At 73.4% G+C, this 20,106-nt stretch carries 21 protein-coding genes; 10 read left to right on the top strand and 11 right to left on the bottom strand.

What is annotated here, in order from left to right:
- The first annotated feature begins 56 nt into the window (after positions 1-56).
- Together PYS65_RS32935 and PYS65_RS32930 are read left to right on the top strand one after the other, a co-directional pair.
- Entirely contained in the window at positions 57-278 is a 222-nt protein-coding gene (locus PYS65_RS32935) for a hypothetical protein (RefSeq protein WP_279337617.1), read from the top strand.
- Between the two features lie 269 nt (positions 279-547).
- Positions 548-1,003, top strand: a complete 456-nt coding sequence (locus PYS65_RS32930) for a cyclic nucleotide-binding domain-containing protein (RefSeq protein WP_279337616.1) — start codon at positions 548-550, stop codon at positions 1,001-1,003.
- Between the two features lie 40 nt (positions 1,004-1,043).
- Here the strand turns inward: PYS65_RS32930 and PYS65_RS32925 are convergent, their stop codons facing one another.
- Positions 1,044-2,333, bottom strand: coding sequence for an MFS transporter (locus PYS65_RS32925; protein ID WP_279338153.1), 1,290 nt, complete (start codon positions 2,331-2,333; stop codon positions 1,044-1,046).
- A 137-nt stretch (positions 2,334-2,470) separates the two neighbouring features.
- A complete protein-coding gene (locus tag PYS65_RS32920; RefSeq protein WP_279337615.1) occupies positions 2,471-3,088 on the bottom strand; it encodes a LysE/ArgO family amino acid transporter in 618 nt (205 codons plus the stop codon).
- 69 nt (positions 3,089-3,157) lie between these two features.
- Here PYS65_RS32920 and PYS65_RS32915 point away from each other — a divergent pair, with 69 nt between their 5' ends.
- From PYS65_RS32915 to PYS65_RS32905, 3 genes are all read left to right on the top strand, one after another.
- Positions 3,158-4,054, top strand: a complete 897-nt coding sequence (locus tag PYS65_RS32915) for a LysR family transcriptional regulator ArgP (RefSeq protein WP_279338152.1) — start codon at positions 3,158-3,160, stop codon at positions 4,052-4,054.
- Between the two features lie 154 nt (positions 4,055-4,208).
- Positions 4,209-4,454 carry a WhiB family transcriptional regulator gene (locus tag PYS65_RS32910; RefSeq protein ID WP_279337614.1) on the top strand — a complete coding sequence of 82 codons (246 nt, stop codon included), beginning with the start codon at positions 4,209-4,211 and terminating at the stop codon, positions 4,452-4,454.
- 107 nt (positions 4,455-4,561) lie between these two features.
- Positions 4,562-4,912 (top strand): DUF488 domain-containing protein, encoded by a 351-nt coding sequence (locus PYS65_RS32905; protein ID WP_279337613.1) that lies wholly within the window; start codon positions 4,562-4,564, stop codon positions 4,910-4,912.
- A 27-nt stretch (positions 4,913-4,939) separates the two neighbouring features.
- Here PYS65_RS32905 and PYS65_RS32900 read toward each other — a convergent pair whose 3' ends face one another.
- Positions 4,940-6,622 (bottom strand): FAD-binding dehydrogenase, encoded by a 1,683-nt coding sequence (locus PYS65_RS32900; protein WP_279337612.1) that lies wholly within the window; start codon positions 6,620-6,622, stop codon positions 4,940-4,942.
- Between the two features lie 17 nt (positions 6,623-6,639).
- The gene (locus tag PYS65_RS32895) at positions 6,640-7,299 is read right to left on the bottom strand and encodes a TetR/AcrR family transcriptional regulator (protein WP_279337611.1); all 660 of its coding nucleotides are present in this window, start codon (positions 7,297-7,299) and stop codon (positions 6,640-6,642) included.
- 276 nt (positions 7,300-7,575) lie between these two features.
- On the opposite strand from PYS65_RS32895, the gene PYS65_RS32890 reads away from it, so the two are divergent.
- Entirely contained in the window at positions 7,576-8,370 is a 795-nt protein-coding gene (locus PYS65_RS32890) for an MBL fold metallo-hydrolase (RefSeq protein ID WP_279337610.1), read from the top strand.
- A gap of 285 nt (positions 8,371-8,655) precedes the next feature.
- Here the strand turns inward: PYS65_RS32890 and PYS65_RS32885 are convergent, their stop codons facing one another.
- Positions 8,656-9,528: a universal stress protein gene (locus tag PYS65_RS32885; RefSeq protein ID WP_279337609.1), complete on the bottom strand. Its 873-nt coding sequence runs from the start codon at positions 9,526-9,528 to the stop codon at positions 8,656-8,658.
- 180 nt (positions 9,529-9,708) lie between these two features.
- On the opposite strand from PYS65_RS32885, the gene PYS65_RS32880 reads away from it, so the two are divergent.
- From PYS65_RS32880 to PYS65_RS32870, 3 genes are all read left to right on the top strand, one after another.
- On the top strand, positions 9,709-10,386 hold the full coding sequence (locus PYS65_RS32880) for an AIM24 family protein (RefSeq protein ID WP_279337608.1): 678 nt from the start codon (positions 9,709-9,711) through the stop codon (positions 10,384-10,386).
- A 96-nt stretch (positions 10,387-10,482) separates the two neighbouring features.
- Positions 10,483-11,442, top strand: coding sequence for a threonine/serine dehydratase family protein (locus PYS65_RS32875; RefSeq protein ID WP_279337606.1), 960 nt, complete (start codon positions 10,483-10,485; stop codon positions 11,440-11,442).
- A 120-nt stretch (positions 11,443-11,562) separates the two neighbouring features.
- On the top strand, positions 11,563-13,188 hold the full coding sequence (locus PYS65_RS32870) for a serine/threonine-protein kinase (RefSeq protein WP_279337605.1): 1,626 nt from the start codon (positions 11,563-11,565) through the stop codon (positions 13,186-13,188).
- 53 nt (positions 13,189-13,241) lie between these two features.
- Here PYS65_RS32870 and ssuE read toward each other — a convergent pair whose 3' ends face one another.
- The 6 genes from ssuE to PYS65_RS32840 form a co-directional block, all read right to left on the bottom strand.
- Complete coding sequence (gene ssuE, locus PYS65_RS32865) at positions 13,242-13,793, bottom strand: NADPH-dependent FMN reductase (protein ID WP_279337604.1); 552 nt, start codon at positions 13,791-13,793, stop codon at positions 13,242-13,244.
- A gap of 152 nt (positions 13,794-13,945) precedes the next feature.
- Positions 13,946-14,380 carry an OsmC family protein gene (locus PYS65_RS32860; protein WP_279337603.1) on the bottom strand — a complete coding sequence of 145 codons (435 nt, stop codon included), beginning with the start codon at positions 14,378-14,380 and terminating at the stop codon, positions 13,946-13,948.
- 55 nt (positions 14,381-14,435) lie between these two features.
- Positions 14,436-15,803, bottom strand: coding sequence for an LLM class flavin-dependent oxidoreductase (locus PYS65_RS32855; RefSeq protein ID WP_279337602.1), 1,368 nt, complete (start codon positions 15,801-15,803; stop codon positions 14,436-14,438).
- A 56-nt stretch (positions 15,804-15,859) separates the two neighbouring features.
- Complete coding sequence (locus tag PYS65_RS32850) at positions 15,860-16,981, bottom strand: NrtA/SsuA/CpmA family ABC transporter substrate-binding protein (protein WP_279337601.1); 1,122 nt, start codon at positions 16,979-16,981, stop codon at positions 15,860-15,862.
- Positions 16,982-17,073: 92 nt separating this feature from the next.
- Positions 17,074-17,817, bottom strand: a complete 744-nt coding sequence (locus tag PYS65_RS32845) for an ABC transporter ATP-binding protein (RefSeq protein ID WP_279337600.1) — start codon at positions 17,815-17,817, stop codon at positions 17,074-17,076.
- Positions 17,814-18,719 (bottom strand): ABC transporter permease subunit, encoded by a 906-nt coding sequence (locus tag PYS65_RS32840; protein ID WP_279337598.1) that lies wholly within the window; start codon positions 18,717-18,719, stop codon positions 17,814-17,816. Before PYS65_RS32840 ends, PYS65_RS32845 begins: the two co-directional genes overlap by 4 nt.
- Positions 18,720-19,353: 634 nt before the next feature.
- Between PYS65_RS32840 and PYS65_RS32835 the strand changes: the two genes are divergently transcribed.
- A complete protein-coding gene (locus tag PYS65_RS32835) occupies positions 19,354-20,007 on the top strand; it encodes a GntR family transcriptional regulator (protein WP_279337596.1) in 654 nt (217 codons plus the stop codon).
- The last annotated feature ends 99 nt before the right edge of the window (positions 20,008-20,106 follow it).

Raw genomic sequence — 20,106 nt, 5'->3', positions numbered from 1 at the left:
GGCCCTTTTTTCCGGACGCCTGCCATTCCCTTGGCGCAACGGGGTAGGCGGACGTCATGACCGGTGTGGTGGACTCGGACGAACTGGTACGGCGGATCCAGCGGGCGCGGGCCCGCGCGGCCCATGAGGAGCGGCTGTGGCGGACGAGGAGCGCCGAACTCGAACGGGCCGATCCCGCGGAGAAGGGAGTCGCCGACATGCACAGGCTGGCGTACGAGGCCGTGCTGCGGGTGCTGGACGAGATCCTGACTCCCGGCAAGTCCGATGTGCGGGGCTGACCGGCCGGTTCCGGCACTGGTCCCGAACCGGCGGAAGTGAAACCGGTCACGTGACCTGGTTCCGGCGGCGCACGCCGGCGCAGATGGTTTATCGTTCATCCATAAGTGGTGACGGAGTCGACGCCCGTCCTCCCTCCACCACCTTTACCGCCCTGGCTGGCTTCCCCCGTCCAGCCAGGGCTTTTATCTGCCGAAGTGCCCCGAACGGCGGCAGCGGCTCCAATGGACGTAGGCACCGGTACCGAATGCCCGGCGAGGAGCCCTGCTTCATGACCAAAGCGATCAAACTCCTGACGGCCCTCCCCCCACCGCAGCGCCACCGTCTGATGGCGCTCGCGCGGGAGGTGGCCTTCCCCGAGGACACCCGGATCTTCGAGGCCGGAGCCGTCGCCGACCGTTTCTGGGTCGTCCGTTCCGGTGCGGTCTCCCTCGACCAGCGGGTGAACGACCTGCGCCGGGTGACGGTCGCCACCCTCGGCGCGGGCGATCTGCTGGGCTGGTCCTGGCTCTTCCCGCCCCACCGGTGGGACTTCGGCGCCGAGGCGTTCAGCCCGGTCCGCGCCTACGAGTTCGACGCGGCGGCCGTGCTCCGGCTGTGCGAGGAGGACCCGGCGCTCGGGCTGACGCTGGTGCGCTGCGTCGCCGAGGTCCTCGCGCACCGGCTGGAGGCGACGCGGATCCGGCTGATGGAGCCGCACACGACGCGCGGACACCACGCGCTGTGACCCGGCACAGCCCCGGAGCCCCCCACGGCCCGGCCGCGCCTCACACCCGGTAGCGGCGCAGCGCCGGCATCGCGGCGGCCAGGGCCAGCATCACCACGACGACCAGGAGCCCGCCGCCCGCCACCGCCGTGCGGGGGCCGAAGGCGGACCCGGCGGTGCCGTGCAGGACGTCGGCGAGCCGGGGACCGCCCGCGACGACGACGGTGAAGACGCCCTGCATCCGGCCGCGCATCTCGTCGGTCGCGACGGAGAGCAGGATCGCCCCGCGGAAGACCATCGAGACCATGTCCGCGATCCCGGCGACGGCGAGGAAGGCCACGGCGATCCAGAGGCTGTCGCTGAGCCCGGCCCCCGTGACGGCGACGCCCCACACCACCACGGAGCCGATGACCATCCAGCCGTGCCGGCGGGCCCGGGAGAACGTGCCGGAGAACAGTCCGCCCGCCACCGCGCCGATCGGGATGGCGGCGAACAGCAGCCCCAGCGCGAACCCCTCGCCGTAGGAGGCGTAGGTCTCGGCGGCGAGCTGCGGGAACAGGGCCCGGGGCATGCCGAGGACCATGGCGACGATGTCCGCCACGAACGACAGCAGCAGCACCGCGTGCCCGGAGATGTAGCGGAATCCGTCCAGGATCTCCCGGAGACCCGCGCGCCGCGCCACCGTGGCGTCGAGCGGCGGCAGGGCGGGCAGACGGTGGACCGCCCACACCGTGACGCACAGCGCCAGCGCGTCGATCAGATAGAGCTCCGCCAGCCCGACGACCGGGATGAGCGCGCCCGCGAGCAGCGGTCCGGCGATCTGGCCGGTCTGCATGACGGTGGAGCCCAGGGCGTTGGCGGCGGGCAGTTCCTCCTCGGGGACCAGGCGGGCGATGGAGGCGCTGCGGGCCGGGGCGTTCAGTCCCCAGAACGCCTGCTGCACCGCGAGCAGGACCATGAGCACGGCGACGGAGTCCAGTCCGGTGGCGGCCTGCGCCCAGAACAGGACCGAGGTGACGGCGATCCCGGTGTTGGTGATCAGCAGGAGCCTGCGGCGGTCCATGGCGTCGGCGATCGCGCCGCCCCACAGGGCGAACACGATCAGCGGCAGCAGACCCGCCAGACTCGCGGCGCCGACCCAGGCGGAGGAGCCGGTGATGCCGTAGATCTGCTGGGGCACGGCCACGGCGGTGAGCTGGCTGCCGACCGCCGTGACGGCGGTGGACACCCACAGCCGTCGGTAGGCCGGGCGGCGCAGGGGGCGGGTGTCCATGGCCCACCGGCGCAGGCCGCGCGGCCTGCGCCGCCCGGAAGGACCTGCCGTGCGCGACGGACCTGACGGACCCGGCACGGCCCTCTTGGGTGCGGGTTCCTCGGCCCGGGGTTCGGTGCTGCTCTCGCTGGTGTCCACGACCGTCCCGGTTGGTGACTACATCTTTTTGCCGGGGTTCACTATGGCAGGACCGGTGACGGCGCCCGCCCGCCGCATCAGCTGCCGGCGATGAGCGTGCCGCCGAGGACGATCATGGTGGTCGCGACCAGGCCGTCCAGGATCCGCCAGGCGGTGGGCCGGGCCAGGAAACGGCTCAGCAGCCTGGCCCCGAAGCCGAGGGCGGTGAACCAGCAGAGGCTGGCCAGTACGGCGCCGAGGCCGAACGTCCAGCGCAGCGGCCCGTGGTCGGCGGCGACCGAGCCCAGCAGGAACACGGTGTCGAGGTAGACGTGCGGGTTGAGCCAGGTCATCGCCAGACAGGTGAGCACGGCGCGACGGCGTGAACGCACGGCCTCGCCCTCCGCCCGCAGCCCGGCCCCGCCCGGCCGGATCACCCGGCGCGCGGCCAGCAGGCCGTAGCCGAGCAGGAACAGGCCGCCGATCCAGCCGACCGCCGTCAGCGCGCCGGGCCACGCCACGACCAGCGCGCCGACCCCGCCGACGCCCAGGGCGATGAGGGCCGCGTCGGACACGGCGCAGATGCCGACGACGGCGAGGACCGCCTCCCGGCGGACGCCCTGGCGCAGGACGAAGGCGTTCTGGGCGCCGATGGCGACGATCAGGGAGAGGCCGGTGCCGAATCCGGTGGCGGCCGTGGTCAGGGCGCTGCTCATGCCGAGGACGCTAGAGGCACCGCCCGGCACAGTACAGCTAATGATTCTTACGTACCCTTAGCCGATGTGATGGAAGACCTTCCGCTCGACCAGGTACGGACCCTGCTCGCCGTGGTGGACGAGGGCACGTTCGAGGCGGCCGCGGCAGCCCTGCACGTGACGCCCTCCGCGGTCAGCCAGCGGGTGAAGGCGCTGGAGCAGCGCACCGGACGGGTACTGCTGCTGCGCACGAGGCCGGTGCGGCCGACCGAGTCGGGAGAGGTGCTGGTGCGGCTCGCCCGCCAGGTGGCCCGGCTGGAGCGGGACGCGTACGCGGAGCTGGGGCTGGGCTCCGGCGGGGAGCCGACCCGGGTGTCGGTGGCGGTGAACGCGGATTCCCTGGCGACCTGGTTCCTCGAGGCCCTCACCCGGGTGCCGGGCGAGCCGCGCCTCTTCTTCGAGTTGCGCCGCGAGGACGAGTCCCACACCGCGGCCCTGCTGCGCGAGGGAACGGTGATGGCCGCGGTGACCTCGTCGCCGGAGGCGGTGCCGGGCTGCTCCGTGCGGCTCCTGGGGCGGATGCGCTATCTCCCCGCGGCCCACCCGGAGTTCGTCGCGCGGTACCTCACGGCGCCGCTGGAGCAGACGCTGCCGCGGGCCCCCGTGGTGACCTTCGACCGGCGGGACGACTTCCAGGACGCCTTCGTGCGCCGGCTCACCCGCGGCCGCACCGGGGCGAGCACGAGCCGGCACCTCATTCCGGCCTCGGAGGGGTTCGCCGAGGCCGTCGCCGCGGGCCTGGGCTGGGGCATGGTGCCCGAGACGCAGGCCGAGCCCCTGCTGCGGGCCGGCCGGCTCGTCGTCTTCGCCCCGGACCACGTGGCCGAAGCGCCCCTGTACTGGCAGCAGTGGAAGCTGGACTCCCCGGCACTCGCTGCGGTGGCCGAGTCGGTGGCGGCAACTGCGGCGACGGCGCTGCGGAGTTGAGGGTGCGTCGCACCCGCCCGTCGTCGGCCGGACGGGCGTGTCCGCGGTGACGTACGGCACCGGCGCCGCTGTTTCACCGCGCTCCGGCAGGTGACCCGTAACGGGACAGGGCACCCGAAGGGTGCGCATCCCCTCCGACCCCAGGTGGTTTTCCATGGACGACTGGCGGACCCGCGCGGCCTGCCGGGACGAGGATCCCGACCTCTTCTTCCCGATCGGGACCTCCGGCTCGGCCCTTCTCCAGACGGAGCGGGCGAAGGCGGTGTGCCGGCGCTGTCCCGTCCGGGAGCAGTGCCTCGACTGGGCTATGGATTCGGGCCAGTCCCTCGGGGTGTGGGGCGGCACGAGCGAGACGGAGCGGCGCGCGCTGAGGCGCCGCCTGAGGGCGCGGCGCGCCTGAGGCGGGCGGCGCCGCCCGTTCCGGCCCGCCCGTCCGTGGTTCTGTCCGCCGGGCCCGGCCCGGGGGGCGGCGTTAGGCTCGCGGGAGACCACGGGAAGGGGCCGACCATGAGCGTACGCGTGCGCCGTGTCTACGAACCGCCTGAGCCGGACGACGGTGTCCGCGTCCTGGTCGACCGGTTGTGGCCGCGCGGTCTGGCGAAGGACATGGCACGCGTGGACGAATGGCCCAAGGGGCTGACCCCGTCGACGGAACTGCGCCGCTGGTACCACCTGGACGAGCGGCCGTACGAGGAGCTCCGCGGGCGCTACGAGGCAGAGCTCGCCGCCCCCGAGGCGGCCGAACTCCTGAACCATGTGCGGGAGTTGGCGGCGAAGGGGCAGGTGACCCTGCTGACCGCGGCCAGGGAGCCGGCGACCAGCCACGCCGAGGTGCTGGCCCGCCTCCTCGACGACTGACGCGCCCTGCCCCGTCGGCCGCGCCGGCTACGCCGTCTGCCGCGCCGCCGCTCGTCCCGCCGCGCGCCCCGAGAAGAGGCAGCCGCCGAGGAAGGTTCCCTCCAGGGCGTTGTAGCCGTGGACGCCGCCGCCGCCGAAGCCCGCGACCTCGCCCGCCGCGTACAGCCCCTCGATCGGCCGCCCGGCACCGTCCAGCGCGCGGGAGTCGAGGTCGGTCTGGATGCCGCCGAGGGTCTTGCGGGTGAGGATGTGCAGCTTGACGCCGATCAGCGGGCCGGCCGCGGGGTCGAGGATGCGGTGCGGGGTGGCCACCCGGCCGAGGCGGTCGCCGATGTAGCGGCGGGCGTTGCGGATGCCCTGCACCTGGGCGTCCTTGGCGTAGGGGTTGGCGATCTGCAGGTCGCGGGCCTCGATCTGGCGGCGGACGACGGCCGCGTCGAGCAGGGGCTTGTCGGTGAGGGCGTTCATCCTCTCGACGAGTTGCTCCAGGGTCGGGGCGGTCACGAAGTCCGCGCCCCGGCGCAGGAACGCGTCGACCGGGCCGGGGGCGCCCTTGCCCAGCACGCGTTCGCGCAGGAACCCGGCCCGGTCCTTGGCGGTGATGTCGGGGTTCTGCTCGGAGCCCGACAGCGCGAACTCCTTCTCGATGATCTTCTGGGTGAGGATGAACCAGGAGTGGTCGTGGTCGGCGATGTCCTCGGTGGTACGCAGGTGTTCGAGCGTGCCCAGGGTGTCGTAACCGGGCAGGCAGGGCTCGGGCAGCCGGCGGCCGAGGGCGTCGAACCACATCGAGGACGGTCCGGGCAGGATGCGGATGCCGTGACCGGGCCAGATCGGGTCCCAGTTCCGTATGCCCTCGGTGTAGTGCCACATCCGGTCCCGGTTGACCAGGCGCGCGCCCGCGCGGGCGCTGATGTCGAGCATCCGTCCGTCCACGTGGGCCGGGACCCCGGTGATCATCTCCCGGGGCGGGGTGCCGAGCCGCTCGGGCCAGTGGCGGCGGACGATGTCGTGGTCGGCGCCTATGCCGCCGCTGGTGACGATCACGGCCTGGGCGGTGAGTTCGAAGTCGCCGATCACCTCCCGGCTGGAGGCGACACCGCGCGGCGCGTCGTCCTGGGCCAGCAGGGTGCCCCGCACTCCGCGCGCGGTGCCGTCCTGGACGACCAGTTCGTCGACCCGGTGGCGGTGGTGGAAGGTGAGCAGCCCGTCGCGCGCGGCCTGCCGGGCGTGGCGCACGAAGGGTTCGACGACGCCGGTGCCGGTGCCCCAGGCGATGTGGAAGCGGGGCACGGTGTTGCCGTGGCCGTCCGCGCGGAGGTCGCCGCGCTCGGCCCAGCCGACGGTGGGCAGGAAGGAGATGCCGTGCCCGGCCAGCCAGGACCGCTTCTCCCCCGCCGCCCACTCGACGTAGGCACGGGCCCAGCGCACCGCCCAGGAGTCCTCGTCCCGGTCGTCCCGGAGCCGGTCGAATCCCGCGCTGCCCTGCCAGTCGTTCCAGGCGAGCTCGAAGGAGTCCTTGATACCGAGACGCCGCTGCTCCGGGGAGCCGACGAGGAACAGCCCGCCGAAGGACCAGAAGGCCTGCCCGCCGAGGTTGGCGGCGTTCTCCTGGTCGACGAGGGCGACCCTGCGGCCCCGGCTGGTCAGTTCGTGGGCCGCGACCAGGCCCGCGAGGCCCGCTCCGACGACGATGACGTCGGCATCCATGGCGAGAAGTCCCTTCCTCATCCGCGTCGGTGCGCGGCCGGTCCGGTGCTGCCGTCGGTGAGCAGCGCGGTCAGCAGTTGTTTCAGCCAGGCGCGGGCGCCTGCGACGTCCCGGTCCAGCAGCAGGTGGACGGTGACTCCGTCGTAGGCGGCGACCACGGCGTGCGCGGCGTCCTCGACGGTGCCGAGGACGGCGGGCAGTTCGGTGTGGCCGCGGGCCCGGGCCAGCCGGTCCGCGACGGCCCGGCGCAGCCGCGCGCGGTGTTCCAGCAGGCTGCGGGAGACCTCGGGATCGCGGGCGGCGTGCACCAGGAAGTCGGTCTTCACCAGCAGCCAGTCCCGGTCGAGCAGCAGCACCTCGGTGACGCGGTCCACGGCCGCGGGCACGTCGAGGTCGGGGCCGCCTTGGGCGAGGGCCGAGGAGACCTGCTCCGCGATGAGTTCGGCGCGCTCCGCGTACAGGGCGAAGAAGAGCTCGTCCAGGCCGGCGAAGTTCGAGTAGAAGGCGCCCCTGGTGTAGCCGGCGGCCTCGCAGACCTCCTCGATCGAGACGTGCCCGTAGCCCTTGGCCGCGAACACGGAGAACGCCGCCCGCAGGAGGTTCGCGCGCGTGCGGGCCCGGCGTCCGGTCACCCGTCGCCCGGTCGCCGCCGCCTCGGACACGCCGTCCACGGTCATGCCGCCCCCTCCGTTCGATACGCGAACGTATCCGATACACCGGTGTATCCAGAAGGGTCTCGCCGGAATTCGAAGCGATGATGTGAACAACGGCGCCCCGCCGGGGGCCTGTCGTCCTCCGCCCCGCTCCCCCCACACCGGACCGCACACCCGCCGGGAGGCCGGACGGACGCGGACGCGGCCGGGTCCGTCCCGGCCGCCGGCGTCCTGATCTGCTTTGCTGGTGCCCTTCGGGCAGGACGCCAGAACGCCGGGACGGCAGAACGCGGGACGATCATGCGGGCAGATGTGCGGCACGTGGCCGACGGCACCCACCTGGTGCACGGCTCGAACACCAACTGGGTGATCCTCCAGGAGGGGGACGCCGTCACCCTGATCGACACCGGCTACCCCGGTGACCGCGAGCGGCTCCTCGCGTCCCTGGCGGAGGTGGGCAGCGCGCCGGAGGCGGTCGCGGCCGTACTGATCACCCACGCGCACACGGACCACCTGGGCTCCGCGGAGTACCTGCGGTCCGCCTACGGCACCCCCGTGTACGCCCATGAGGCCGAAGTCCCGCACGTCCGCCGGGACTTCCTGCACCAGGTGACCGTCGGGCAGATCCTGCGCAGCGGCTGGCGGCCGGGCGTGCTGCCCTGGGCCCTGCACGCGCTGCGCTCCGGCGGCACGGCGCACGTGCCGGTCGCCGCCCCCGAGCCGTTCCCCTGGCCCGAACCACGGCCCGGATCGCGGTCCGACGCGCCGGATCCGCCCCGTCCGCTCGATCTGCCCGGCCGGCCGGTCCCCGTGCACACGCCCGGCCACACCGACGGGCACTGTGCCTTCCACCTCCCGGACAGCGGGGCGGTGGTGTCCGGCGACGCCCTGGTGAGCGCTCACCCGACCTCCCGGGCGAGCGGACCGCAGCTGCTGCCCGACATGTTCCACCGCGAGCGGGCCGCCGCCCTCGCCTCGCTGGACATCCTGGCCGGGCTGGAGAGCGACCTGCTGCTGCCCGGACACGGCCCCGCGCACACGGGGTCCCTGCGGGACGCGGCGCGGCTGGCCCGGGAGCGCGCGCAAGAGCGCTGACGCGCACAGAGATCGGCTCCGAGGTCACCGGGTCCCGGCGTCTTCGATGTGCCCGCCCCACGGCGGGCGGCGAAGCCGCCCCGGGCCGCTCGCCCGTGACCTCGTCCCGTGGATTCCGGCGCGGCGGCACAGGGCAGTCGTCAGGCGCCCCCGAGGCGTCGAGCCCTCCACCGCAAGGCAGGAAGGGCCCTCCCGGCTTCAGCCGGGAGGGCCTTCACCCCGGGAACGTCCTGCCCCGGACCCGGGAGGCCCCGCCGCCCCCGGCCGGCTGAGTCAGGGTCAGGGTCAGGCCGGCGGTACCACCGCCACCGGGCAGTCGGCGTGGTGCAGGACGCCGTGGGCGACCGAGCCGATCCGGGTGCCGACGGCGGTGCGGCGCGCGCGACGGCCGACGACCATCAGCTGGGCGGTGCCGGCCACCGACAGCAGCACCTGCCCGGCGCTGCCCATCTCCACGTGCTCGACCACGCGCACGTGCGGGTGACGCTCGCGGAACGGCGCGAGGGCCGCGGCCAGAGCCTTCTGCTCGTACTGCTCCAGTCCCCCGGCCTCGTCGACCTGGCGCAGCACTTCGGGGCTGTAGACGAACATCGGCGGCAGGGTCCAGGCCCGTACGGCACGCACGGTGGCGCCCCGCGCGGCGGCCGTCTCGAAGGCGAAGTCCAGCGCGGCGGCGCTGTCCTCCGGGTCGCCCTGCTGGCCGACGACGATCTCCCGTCCGGCGACCTCGCCCGACGCCCGGTCCCCGGACCGCACGAAGACCACCGGCCGCTTGGCGTCGACGATCACCTGCTGGCCGACCGAGCCGACCAGGAAGCCGATGATCCGCCCGTGCCCGCGCGAGCCGAGCACCAGCATCTCCGCATCCGCCGCGGCGCCGGCCAGGGTCTGCACGGCGTCTCCCTCCAGGACGTCGGTGGTCACCGCGAGGTCCGGGTGCCGTTCGGTGATCCGGCGGACCGACTCGCCCATCGCGTCGCGCACCCGCTGCCCCTGGGTGGCGGCGTCACCGGCGTCGATCCCCTCGTGTGTCTGGAAGCGCCAGGCGTGCACCACCCGCAGCGGCCGCCCGCGGCGGACCGCCTCCCTCGCCGCCCAGGCCAGTCCGGCGAGGCTCTCCTCGGTTCCGTCGACCCCTGCCGTGATCGGGCGCGTCATGCGGTTCCTCCTGTGTCGTGTCCACTTCCGCGGTCCAGTCTTCCCCAACCCGTCTCCCATGCTCTCCTCGCGTCCCGCCCGAAGCAGCCCGTGCCCCGGGCGAACCCACGCGCCGGCCCCCTCACGTCCGGCTCCGGGCGGGTCTTGGCGGAGGCGGGCCCTCCGGGCGAGGATGCCTCCATGAAGGGTGATCTGTTTTCCAGCCGGCACATGGTGCAGCCCGCCTCGGCTCCGGGCATGACGGTCGAGAACGCCACGTGCATCCGGTACGTCGTCAACGGCGAGATGCACGCCCGGCAGGGCTCGATGATCGCCCACCGCGGCGGGCTCCAGTTCGAGCGCAAGGGCCAGGGCGTGGGCGGCATGCTCAAACGCGCGGTGACGGGCGAAGGGCTGCCGCTGATGGCGGTGCGGGGACAGGGCGAGGCCTGGTTCGCGCAGGAGGCGCAGAACTGCTTCATCGTCCAGGTCGAGCCGGGCGACGAGTTCACCGTCAACGGCCGCAACGTCCTGTGCTTCGACTCCACGCTGTCGTACCGCATCTCGACCGTGAAGGGCGCCGGCATCACCGGCGGCGGCCTGTTCAACAGTGTCTTCACCGGGCACGGCCTGCTGGGTCTGGTCTGCGAGGGCTATCCGCTGGTCCTCCCGGTGTCGCCGCAGGAGCCGGTCTACGTCGACACGGACGCGATCGTCGGCTGGACGGCGGGCCTGGCGACCTCCCTGCACCGTTCGCAGTCGTTCGGTTCGATGCTGCGCGGCGGTTCGGGCGAGGCGGTGCAGCTGATGCTGCAGGGCGAGGGGTACGTCATCGTGCGGCCCAGCGAGACCACGCCGCACAAGCCGCAGCAGCACTGAGGCACGTACCGCCGAGGGAGCCCTGTTGACCTCGGCGGCCGGCCGGGTCAGGGTTCGTCACGGCGCGGATCACGCCCCGTGCCGGAAGGGGTTGTCATGATCGGGATGCCGGAGATCGAGGCCGCGGCGGAGCGGATCGCCGGGCACGTGGTGCGGACGCCGACGGTGCCGAGCCCCGGGTTGTCGGCGCTGCTCGGCGCTCCGGTCACGGCGAAGCTGGAACTGCTGCAGCGCACCGGGTCGTTCAAGGTGCGCGGTGCGGTGGCGAAGCTGCTGTCGCTGGACGAGGCGGAGCGGGCCGCCGGGGTCGTGGCCGTGAGCGGCGGCAATCACGGGATCGCCGTCGCGGTCATGGCCTCCGCACTCGACGTCAAGGCCACGGTGGTGATGCCCCGGTCGGCCCCCGCGCGGGCGGTCGAGGTCGCGGAGACGGCCGGTGCGTCGGTGCGGCTGGCCGACGACATGGACGGCGCCTTCGCGCTGATGACGCGGCTTCAGCGGGAAGGGCTGACCCTGGTCCACCCCTTCGACGACCCGGTGGTGATCGCCGGGCAGGGCACCGTGGGAATGGAGTTCGCCGACGACGCCGGTGACCTCACCGACGTACTGGTGAGCATCGGTGGCGGCGGGCTGATCTCCGGTGTGGCGGCGGCGCTCAGGGCCCGGCGGCCCGGAATCCGGATCTGGGGTGTGGAGACGGAGGGCGCCCAGGCCATGTCCGAGGCGCTCGCGGCGGGCGGGCCGGTGCCGGTCGCGCTGTCGTCGATCGTCTCCACGCTCAGTGCCCCGGCCGTGTCGCAGCTGACGTACGAGCATGTGTCGGCGCTGGTCACCGAGGTGCTGGTGGTGCCGGACCGGGAGGCCGTACAGGGCTCGCTGGACCTCGCGGACCACGCCAAGGTGTGGACGGAGCCGGCTGCGGGCTGTCTGCTGCCGGCGGCGCGCCGGGTGCTGGAGCGGGTCGGCGAGGGGGCCCGGATCGGGCTGGTGGTGTGCGGGGGCAACGCGACCACCGGCGACATGATCGCCTGGGCGTCCCGTTTCGGGCTGCGCTGAGCCCCCGTCGGGCCCCGGAGACCCTCATCTGCTCGCTTCTTTATTCGAATTGAACAAAGGGCGCCCGGTCGCGCGTACTTCTGGCAAAGGCGGAAGCAGCGGCTCGGACGAGGGATGGCCATGGGCAGGGCGCACGTCTTCACACACCAGTCGGCCGCCGGGAGATACCGGCTGGTCGAGGTCGTCCATCGCGAGCCCCGGCACGTCCGTTGGTACGCCGACGACCTCGGGACGGGGCGTCCCTGTCTGGTCACGCGGATCGCGCTCCCAAAGGGGCCCTCCGAGCTTGCGCACCGTGTCTCCTCCCATGTTCTGCGCACGACCGAGGGCATGGCGCGCCGGTGTCCCGGACGGACCGCCACCGTCGTCGACGCCGTCGACGAGGCCGGCTTCCTGTGGACCGTCACCGCCTGGATCGACGGCACACCGCTGGGCGAACTCCTCGGCGAGGAGGGCACGTTCAGTCATGTGCGGGCCGCGCGGATCGGACTGGAGCTGCTCGGCGTGCTGGATGCCGCACACGCGGCGGGCGTCACGCACGGCGAACTCAGCCCCGGCCAGGTGTTCGTGCGGGAGACCGGCCCGGTCGTGGTCGCCGGGTTCGGCCTGGCCGGCTCGACCCCGGCCCCCCGCCTCACGTCACCCTCGTACGCCTCTCCCGAGCAGGCCCGCGGCGAGCACGTCGGTCCCGCCGCGGACCTGTGGGCGCTGGGCGCCATCCTCTACACGATGGTCGAGGGACGTCCCCCGTTCCGCGACCGGGGGCGGCCCGAGTCCACGCTGAAGGCAGTGGACCGGCTGCCGCTGCGCACGCCCGTGCGCGCGGGGCCCCTGACCCAGATCGTCCAGGGCCTGCTCCGCAAGGACGCCCGGGAGCGGCCGACCGGGCAGGCGGTCCGCGAGGCGCTCGTCCGCGTTCTCGGCGAGGACCCCGGCGCGGCCCTGGGCGCGGTGCCGGGCGCGGTGCCGGGCCCCCGGCCGCGCGGCACCCGCAGCGCCGCCCTCGGGGCCGTGGGCCGGGGGTGGGGCAGACGGACGACGGTCCTCGGCACGGCCCTGGCCGTCGTCGTCGTGGCGGCCGTCGTACTCGCCGCGGCCTCGGGGCTGCCCGGAACCGGCAGCGGCTCCGCCGCCGACGTGCCGGACACGCCGCCGGCCTCGGCCTCCGCGCCGGCTCCCTCGATCCCGTCCGGGGCGGCCGGACCCGGCGAGCCGGACGACCGGGGCACCTCCCCGCCGTCCGCCGCACCCGCCCCGGCACCCTCGGGCACGGCGGGTCTCCCGGCCGGCTACCGCCTTCACCGTGCGCCGGAGGGATTCTCCGTCGCGCTCCCCGAGGACTTCGAACGGCTGGACACCTCCCGCATGTCCGACCTCGCCTACCGCGTCACCTTCGGCGTGGCCGGGAACACCCGCACCCTCGCGGTCACCTACAGCGAGCGGATCGGCCCGGACCCGGTGGCCGTGTGGCGGGACGACGTGGAGCCGCCCCTGGAGCGGACGGCCGCCTACGAGCGGATCGGCGCGATCCGCGCGACCACGTACCAGGGGCGTGAGGCCGCCGACATGGAGTGGCTGTCGGCGGCCGGCGGCCCCCGGGTGCGCACCTTCGGCCGCGGGTTCCTCCTGGGCGGCGGGCGCGGCTTCTCGCTGCGCTGGACGACCCCGGCCGCCGACTGGGAGGAGGCGGAGAACCAGGAGGCGCTGCGGACGTTCCTGCGCACGTTCCGGCCGGGCTCCGGCTAGGAGCTCCGAACGGAAACGGGCACCTTTCCGCGGGGGAGGGTGCCCGCTTCCGGTCAGCCGACGGCCAGCAGGGTGCTGCGTTCGAGGGCGGTGGCGAAGCCGTCGACGACGCGCTCGAGGTGGCGGGCGGTCTCCGCTTCGATGTCCAGGGTGCCGTCGGGGGCGGTGGCCAGGTGCTTGTCGAGGACGAACCAGCCGGGGGTGATGTGCTCGGCGCCCATCGAGGCGAGGACCGGGCGCAGTGCGTAGTCGACGGCCAGGACATGGGCGGTGGAGCCGCCGGTGGCCAGCGGCAGGACGGTCCGGCCGGTCAGGGCGTACTGCGGGAGCAGGTCCAGCAGGCACTTGAGCAGTCCGGAGTAGGCGGCCTTGTAGACGGGGGTGCCGATCACGACGCCGTCGGCGCGTTCGAACAGCGCGGTGGCCTCGCGGACCGCGGGGTGGCCGAAGTCGCCGCCGAGCAGCGCCTCGGCGGGCAGGGTGCGTACGTCCAGCGGGACCACTTCGTGCCCCCTGTCGGTCAGTCGCGCGTCCAGGTGGCGCAGCAGGCGGGCGGTGCGGGATGCGGCAGAGGGGCTGCCGGAGACGGACAGGACGGTGGCCACGGTGATCACCTTCGGGTGTGCGAGCGGGGGGGTGCGGGACGCGGTGGGGCGGGCCCGGGTGCCGGGGAGTGGCTCCCGGGCCCGGGGGCCCGCCGTGCGGCGGGCCGGGTGCGGGGTTCGGCCGGTGACCCGGCTCCGGGCCGGCCGGTTCCTCAGGCGGCGCCGGGGAGCGGTTCCTGCACCCGGGCGGCCACCTCGACGTGGCCGCCCCGGCGCAGGGTGTTGTAGATCGGGCAGCTGCCGGTGAAGAGCCCGACCAGGATGTCGGCCTCGCCCTGGTCGACCCCTTCGAGCAGCAGCTCGATCCGCAGGTAGGTGTAGCGGGTGGGGTCCTGCGGGTCCCGCTGGTAGCTGATCTCGGCCCGGCCACCGGTCAGGCCGGAGCCGCGTTCCTCGGCATGGAGCTGGATGTTGCTCAGGGAGCAGGAGGCCAGGGCGGACAGCAGCAGCTCTCCCGCCCCAACGGCCTCCCCCGGCCCTGTGCGGGCGTCGGAGACGAAGTGGTTCGTCCGGGCGGTCACCAGGAAGCGCCCCTGGGTGTCGGTGGTGCGTCCGGTGATGCTCGTGATGTCGCCTGCTGCTGTCATGCCGTGAGGTCCTTGGCGTCGCTGTGCGGGATCCGGTGCGGGGGTGTGGTGCGGGTCAGCCGTTGTCGCCGTCGCCGTTGCGGCGGTTGCGCCACTGCCCGGTCTCGGGGCGCTCCAGGCCCAGGTGCTCGCGCAGGGTGGTGCCCTCGTACTCGGTGCGGAACAGGCCGCGGCGCTGCAGGTCGGGCACCACCTGGCGGACGAAGTCCTCGAAGGCGCCGGGCGTGTGGACGGCACCCACGGTGAAGCCGTCGCAGGCGCCCTCGGTGAACCACTCGGCCATGCCGTCGGCGACCTCGGCCGCCGTGCCGACGAAGGAGCCCTCGGTGCGGCCGCCGTAGCGCTTGCCCAGCTCACGCAGGGTCAGCCCCTCGCGCCGGGTCATCTCCACGACCTCCTTGTAGTGCCCCTGGACACCGGGGACGTCGACGTCGGGCAGCGGCTCGTCGAGCGGCAGCTCCGAGAGGTCCACGTCCAGGTGGTAGGCGAGGGTCGACAGTCCGGCCAGCGGCGGGACCAGGTCCGCCAGGCGCTGCTCGGCCTCGCGCGCGGCCTCGGTGGTGGGACCGATGATGGGGGTGGCCATGGGGAGGATCTTGATGTCCTCGGCACGGCGGCCGTGGCGGACCGCCCGGGCCTTGATGTCCTGGTAGAAGTCCTTGGCCGATTCCAGGGAGGCGTGGCTGCAGAAGATGACGTCGGACCAGCGCGCCGCGAAGTCGCGGCCCTTGGGGGACGCCCCGGCCTGGATGATCACCGGGTAGCCCTGGGGCGGCCGGGGCGTGTTCAGGGGGCCGCGGACGGTGAACCACTCCCCCTTGTGGTCGATGGCGTGCACGCGGTCGGGGTCGGCGAAGAGGGGGGCTTCCGGGTCCGCCACCAGGGCGTCGTCCTCCCAGCTGTCCCACAGCTTGCAGGTCACCTCGAGGAACTCGTCGGCCCGCTCGTAGCGCTGGTCGCGGTCGATGTGCCGGTCCTCGCCGAAGTTGCGGGCCTCGGAGTCCTGGAAGGAGGTCACCACGTTCCAGGCGGCGCGGCCGTCACTGAGGTGGTCGAGCGTGGCGAAGGAGCGTGCCACGGGGAAGGGCTCGAAGTAGCTGGTGGAGATCGTGGCGGCCACGCCGAGCCGGGTGGTGGCGGCGGCGACCGCGGACAGCACCGGCGTCGGGTCGAGCCGCAGGGAGCCGAGCGCGCCGTAGCGCAGCTGGCTGTCCATGCTGCCGCCGAGGCGGTCGGGCACGGACAGGATGTCCGGGAGGAACATCAGGTCGAACTTGCCCTGCTCGAGCACGCGGCCGATGTGCTGGTAGTAGGAGGCCGACAGCCAGCCGGGCTCGGAGCCGGGGTGGCGCCAGCCGCCGGGCCGGCCGGGGCCCGCGGTCACGAAGGCCGCGAGGTGCATCTGGTTCTCGGGGGTGCTCACTGCGTGTTCTCTCTTCCGTGCTGTCGTGCGGTGTGTCCTGTGGTGCGCCCTGCCGGTCACTTGGCCAGTTCGGCGGCCACCGCCTTCTTGACCGTGTCGAACCGGGAGTCCCGCAGGAACCCGGTCACGTCGATCTTCGAGGGGTAGACGCCCAGGGCGTGGAAGCTGTCGGCGAGGTCCTGGGTGTTCTCGATCGCCTTGCGGTCCACCGGCGCGAGCCGGTCGGCGTTGGAGTCCGAGAGCCTCTTCTCCTTGGTCAGCTCGAGGAACACCTCGCGCTCGAGGTCCTCCGAGCCGAATCCGCCGATCTTGTCGAAGAACTCGACGCTCGCCTCCGGCCGGGCGTTGACGCGGCGCTGGGTGTCCCGGATGACGCGCACCACCTTCGCCGCGGCCTCGGGGTACTCCTCGGCGAAGGACTCGCTGGCCACGTAGAAGGAGTAGTCGTAGGTCTTGACGTTCGGCAGCCTGCGGGCCTTGTGCCGGGCCCGGCCCAGACTGATGGCCGGCGTCCAGCTGATCCAGGCGTCCACCTTGCCGTTGGCGAAGGCCGACTCGGCGTCGGCGGCCGGCAGGTTGACGTACTCGACGTCGTCCAGCCGCAGGCCGGCGGTCTGCAGGTACTTGATGAGGCTGTAGGTGCCGGTGGTGCCCTGCTGGTCGGCGACCCGCTTGCCCTTGAGGTCGGCGGCGCCGCGGACGGTCGAGTTCTGGGGGACGAGGATCTCGACCTCGTTGGCGGGCAGCGGATAGGCGGCGAGCGGCACGATGGGCACGCCGCCGCCGATCGCGTAGGCCACGGCGGTGGCGGTGGCGAAGGTGAAATCGACGCTGCCGGCCTTGAGCGCCTCCATCACCGGCAGCGAGGCGGTGAACCCGGACGGCCAGGTGACGGTGGTGCCGCCGAGCTCCTTGCCCAGGTCCACGCCGTCGAACTTGTAGCGCAGGGCCGCCGGGGTGCCGAGCCTGCCGCTGCCGATGACCGCGTAGCGGAGCTTCTGCGGCACGCCGTCGGCCAGCGCCGTGTTGCCCGGCCGCGATCCGCCGCCGCAGGCGGCCAGCGCCGGGGCGAGGGCGGCGGCACCGCCGACGGCCAGGACGCGACGGCGCGAGACGTTTGTGGACAGGAGCGGGGAGGCTCCTGTGGTCGGGCGGGAGAACGGGCGGTTCACGGTCACGGTCGGGTTCTTTCCTCGGTGGCGCGTTGCTCGGGCGGGCGGAAGCGCGGGGCGCGGGTGGCGGTGGGGCGGCGGGGGGGCAGGGCGCGGGGTCAGACGTCGGCCGGGACGGAGGAGTGCGGTGCGAGGAGGCCCTGGAGCAGTTCCTCCTTCCAGGCGACGAGGCGGGGGTGGCCGCGCCGCTCCCCGCGGGGCAGGTCGATGCGCAGGTCGCGGCCGACGGCGCCGTCGGCCAGCACCAGGACGCGGTCGGAGAGCACGAGCGCCTCCTCCACGTCATGGGTCACCAGCAGGACGGTGCGCGGCTGCTCCAGCCACAGGCGTTCCAGGAGCTGCTGCATCGCGATCCGGGTGATCGCGTCCAGAGCACCGAACGGCTCGTCCAGGAGCAGCAGTTCGGGGTGGTGGAGCAGAGCGCGGGCCAGGGCGACGCGCTGCCGCTGCCCACCGGAGAGCTCGGCCGGCCAGGCACTCCCGCGGTCGGCCAGTCCCACGGCCTCCAGCAGGGCGCGTGCCTCGTCCCTGCGGCCCTTGACGCCCAGCAGCACGTTGTCCTCGACCGTGCGCCAGGGCAGCATCCGGTCCTCCTGGAACATCATCCGCACCATGGGCGGCTGCGGACCGGCTCCGTGGAGCTGGACGGTTCCCGCGCTCGGCTCCTCCAGCCCGGCGACGATCCGCAGCAGGGTGCTCTTGCCCGCGCCGCTGGGGCCGAGGAAGGAGACGAAGGAGCCTGCTTCGATCTCCAGGTCGAGGTTCTCCAGGACCCACCGGCCGTCGTACTGCCGGCCCAGGCCGTCCAGAGCGAGCCGGGCGCCTGCTCGCGCCGGGGTCACTGGTTCGCCTGGGGACGGTAGTTCGGGTGCCACCGGAGCACCCTCCTTTCGATGAGCCTGGTCAGGAGGTCGGCGAACAGACCGGCCAGTGCGTACAGCACGATGGCGAGGACGATCTGGTCGGTGCGCAGCAACTCGCGGGCGTTCTGGGCGAGGTAGCCGATCCCGTCGCTGGCCGAGATGGTCTCGGCGACCACGAGGGTCATCCAGGCGACACCGAGGGAGTACCGGATGCCGGACAGGATGGTGGGCATGGCCCCGGGGACGGCGATGTCGCGCACCAAGCGCCACCGGCCCAGTCCGTAGGAGCGGCCGAGCTGCAGCAGCTTGGGGTCGACCCCGCGGATGCCGGTCACGGTGTTCAGGTAGATGGGGAAGAAGGTGCCCAGCGCCACGAGGAGGATCTTGGGTTCCTCCCCGATGCCGAACCAGGCGATCATCAGCGGCACCAGAGCCAGGTGCGGGATGGTGCGCACCATCTGCAGGGACCGGTCGAGGAGGATCTCCGTCACCTTCGACATGCCGACCAGGAAGCCCAGGAGCAGGCCGGTGCCCGCGCCCAGGGCGAAGCCCTGCAGGATGCGCCGCAGGCTGGTGAGGATGTGGAACTGGAGCTCTCCGGTGGCGGCCAGGTCGCTTCCCGCCCGCAGCACCGCTCCGGGGGCGGGGAGGATGGACGGCGGCAGGATGCCGACCGCGGCGGTCCACTGCCACACCACCAGGACCAGCAGGGGGACCGCCCAGGGGCCGGCCGTGCGGGCGGTGCGCAGCAGCACCCGGCGGTTGCGTCCGGCGGAGGACGGCCCGGCCGCCTCCTTCCTCGGTGCGCCGGGTCGTCCGGCGGGACCGGCAGGACCGGGATGCGGTGGCCGGGCCTTGGCGAGCAGCGTCTGCTCGGGCATGGGAGATCCCCTTCAGGAGTGGTTCGGCCGCCCGTCCGGCCGATCGGCCGGTGTGGGGCGGCAGCCGGGAAGGACTTCGGAGCCGTGCGGCGGTGAGGCTCGGGGCGATGCCCGGAGCCTGCTCCCTGAGCCATGCCGAACAGTGGACTGGGCGGGGCGAGCTGGGGCGGGAGACGGGGCGCGCCTGCGGTCGGGCCTGACACGGCCGCGCCCGCCGCTGCTTCAGCGGCGGGAACGCGGCAGGCGGAGTACGTGTGCGATCAACAACAGCCCGTGCTGACGACGCGCATGAGGTCGATGTGCCGACGGCTCGTCAGACGGTTGCAGAAGCGGGAGGCCGGACCGGCTACCGGGTGCGCCGGGTGGGCGGTGTACCGCCCCGGCTGCGCGCCACGATGCATCAGAAGCTCCCGAAATCCTGTCAGGCGTGCATGGGTCATGCACTCGAACGTGGACCCGGACCCGAGGACGCGACGGTCCCCATGTCCGGATTCAGCTGCAAGCAACTGTATACACATGTAGACAGTGGCAGACTATGGCCGTCTCGAATCGCGAGAACGTCTGTCCACCGAGAGCACCGCTTCGCGTGCACCGACGACGAGCCGGCCCTCGGCACGGAAGGGGAGCGACCAGTTTGAGCACCGCACGGGGAGACCGGGGCACCGATACGGGCGCGGGCAGCCACTACGCCCGGATCCGGAAGATCATCCTCGACGGTCAGTCACCCCCCGGAACCGTCCTGATCCCGACCGGTCTCAGCACGCAGTTCAACGTCTCGCGCACCCCTGTCCGGGAGGCGCTGATCCGGCTCGAGCAGGAGGGTCTGGTGACCCGGGCCACTCGCGGCTACGTGGTGCGCACCCGCACCCCCCAGGAGATCCTGGAGATCTGCGAGGCGCGCATCGCCCTGGAGTCGTCGGCCGCGCAGGCGGCCGCGACCCGCCGGACCGAGCTCGACCTGGCCCGGCTCGTCCACGTCCACGAGTCCGCCGCGGCGTCGACGGACGCCGCGGAGCTGCAGGAGCTCAACCAGCAGTGGCACCGGGCGCTGCGTGAGGCGGGACACAATGCGACGATCATCGAGCTGATGGACCGCCTGGACGCCCAGTTGAAGGTCTACGACTCCGACACCACCACCCGGCCGGACAACCTCGCCCTGATCCTCGAGGAGCACACCCGGATCCTGGACGCGATCCGCCGCGGCGACGCGGCGGCCGCCCGGCAGCACGTCGTCGAGCACCAGAGCCGCACCCGCGACCTGCGCCTCGCCGCCCTCGCGCGCTCCTGAGCCCGTCTCCCCGCCTGCGGCGGCGACCCGGCGGACTTCGTCTCGAAGGAATCCCCGCCGCCGGCGCTACGGAGCGCCCTCGGCCGGACGGGACCCCGC

Source organism: Streptomyces cathayae (assembly GCF_029760955.1).
GTDB classification, from domain to species: Bacteria; Actinomycetota; Actinomycetes; order Streptomycetales; family Streptomycetaceae; genus Streptomyces; species Streptomyces cathayae.
The sequence above is the reverse complement of the archived record's forward strand: the minus strand, read 5'-3'. Positions and strand labels throughout refer to the sequence as shown.

Bases quoted from the DNA above. Each gene is read 5' to 3' on its own strand.
- PYS65_RS32915 (WP_279338152.1), top strand. From the start codon at position 3,158: ATGGAAGACCTTCCGCTCGACCAGGTACGGACCCTGCTCGCCGTGGTG.
- PYS65_RS32905 (WP_279337613.1), top strand. From the start codon at position 4,562: ATGAGCGTACGCGTGCGCCGTGTCTACGAACCGCCTGAGCCGGACGAC.
- PYS65_RS32840 (WP_279337598.1), bottom strand. From the start codon at position 18,719: ATGCCCGAGCAGACGCTGCTCGCCAAGGCCCGGCCACCGCATCCCGGT.
- PYS65_RS32910 (WP_279337614.1), top strand. From the start codon at position 4,209: ATGGACGACTGGCGGACCCGCGCGGCCTGCCGGGACGAGGATCCCGAC.
- PYS65_RS32880 (WP_279337608.1), top strand. From the start codon at position 9,709: ATGAAGGGTGATCTGTTTTCCAGCCGGCACATGGTGCAGCCCGCCTCG.
- PYS65_RS32900 (WP_279337612.1), bottom strand. From the start codon at position 6,622: ATGGATGCCGACGTCATCGTCGTCGGAGCGGGCCTCGCGGGCCTGGTC.
- PYS65_RS32870 (WP_279337605.1), top strand. From the start codon at position 11,563: ATGGGCAGGGCGCACGTCTTCACACACCAGTCGGCCGCCGGGAGATAC.
- PYS65_RS32895 (WP_279337611.1), bottom strand. From the start codon at position 7,299: ATGACCGTGGACGGCGTGTCCGAGGCGGCGGCGACCGGGCGACGGGTG.
- PYS65_RS32935 (WP_279337617.1), top strand. From the start codon at position 57: ATGACCGGTGTGGTGGACTCGGACGAACTGGTACGGCGGATCCAGCGG.
- PYS65_RS32930 (WP_279337616.1), top strand. From the start codon at position 548: ATGACCAAAGCGATCAAACTCCTGACGGCCCTCCCCCCACCGCAGCGC.
- PYS65_RS32875 (WP_279337606.1), top strand. From the start codon at position 10,483: ATGATCGGGATGCCGGAGATCGAGGCCGCGGCGGAGCGGATCGCCGGG.
- PYS65_RS32890 (WP_279337610.1), top strand. From the start codon at position 7,576: ATGCGGGCAGATGTGCGGCACGTGGCCGACGGCACCCACCTGGTGCAC.
- PYS65_RS32860 (WP_279337603.1), bottom strand. From the start codon at position 14,380: ATGACAGCAGCAGGCGACATCACGAGCATCACCGGACGCACCACCGAC.
- PYS65_RS32920 (WP_279337615.1), bottom strand. From the start codon at position 3,088: ATGAGCAGCGCCCTGACCACGGCCGCCACCGGATTCGGCACCGGCCTC.
- PYS65_RS32885 (WP_279337609.1), bottom strand. From the start codon at position 9,528: ATGACGCGCCCGATCACGGCAGGGGTCGACGGAACCGAGGAGAGCCTC.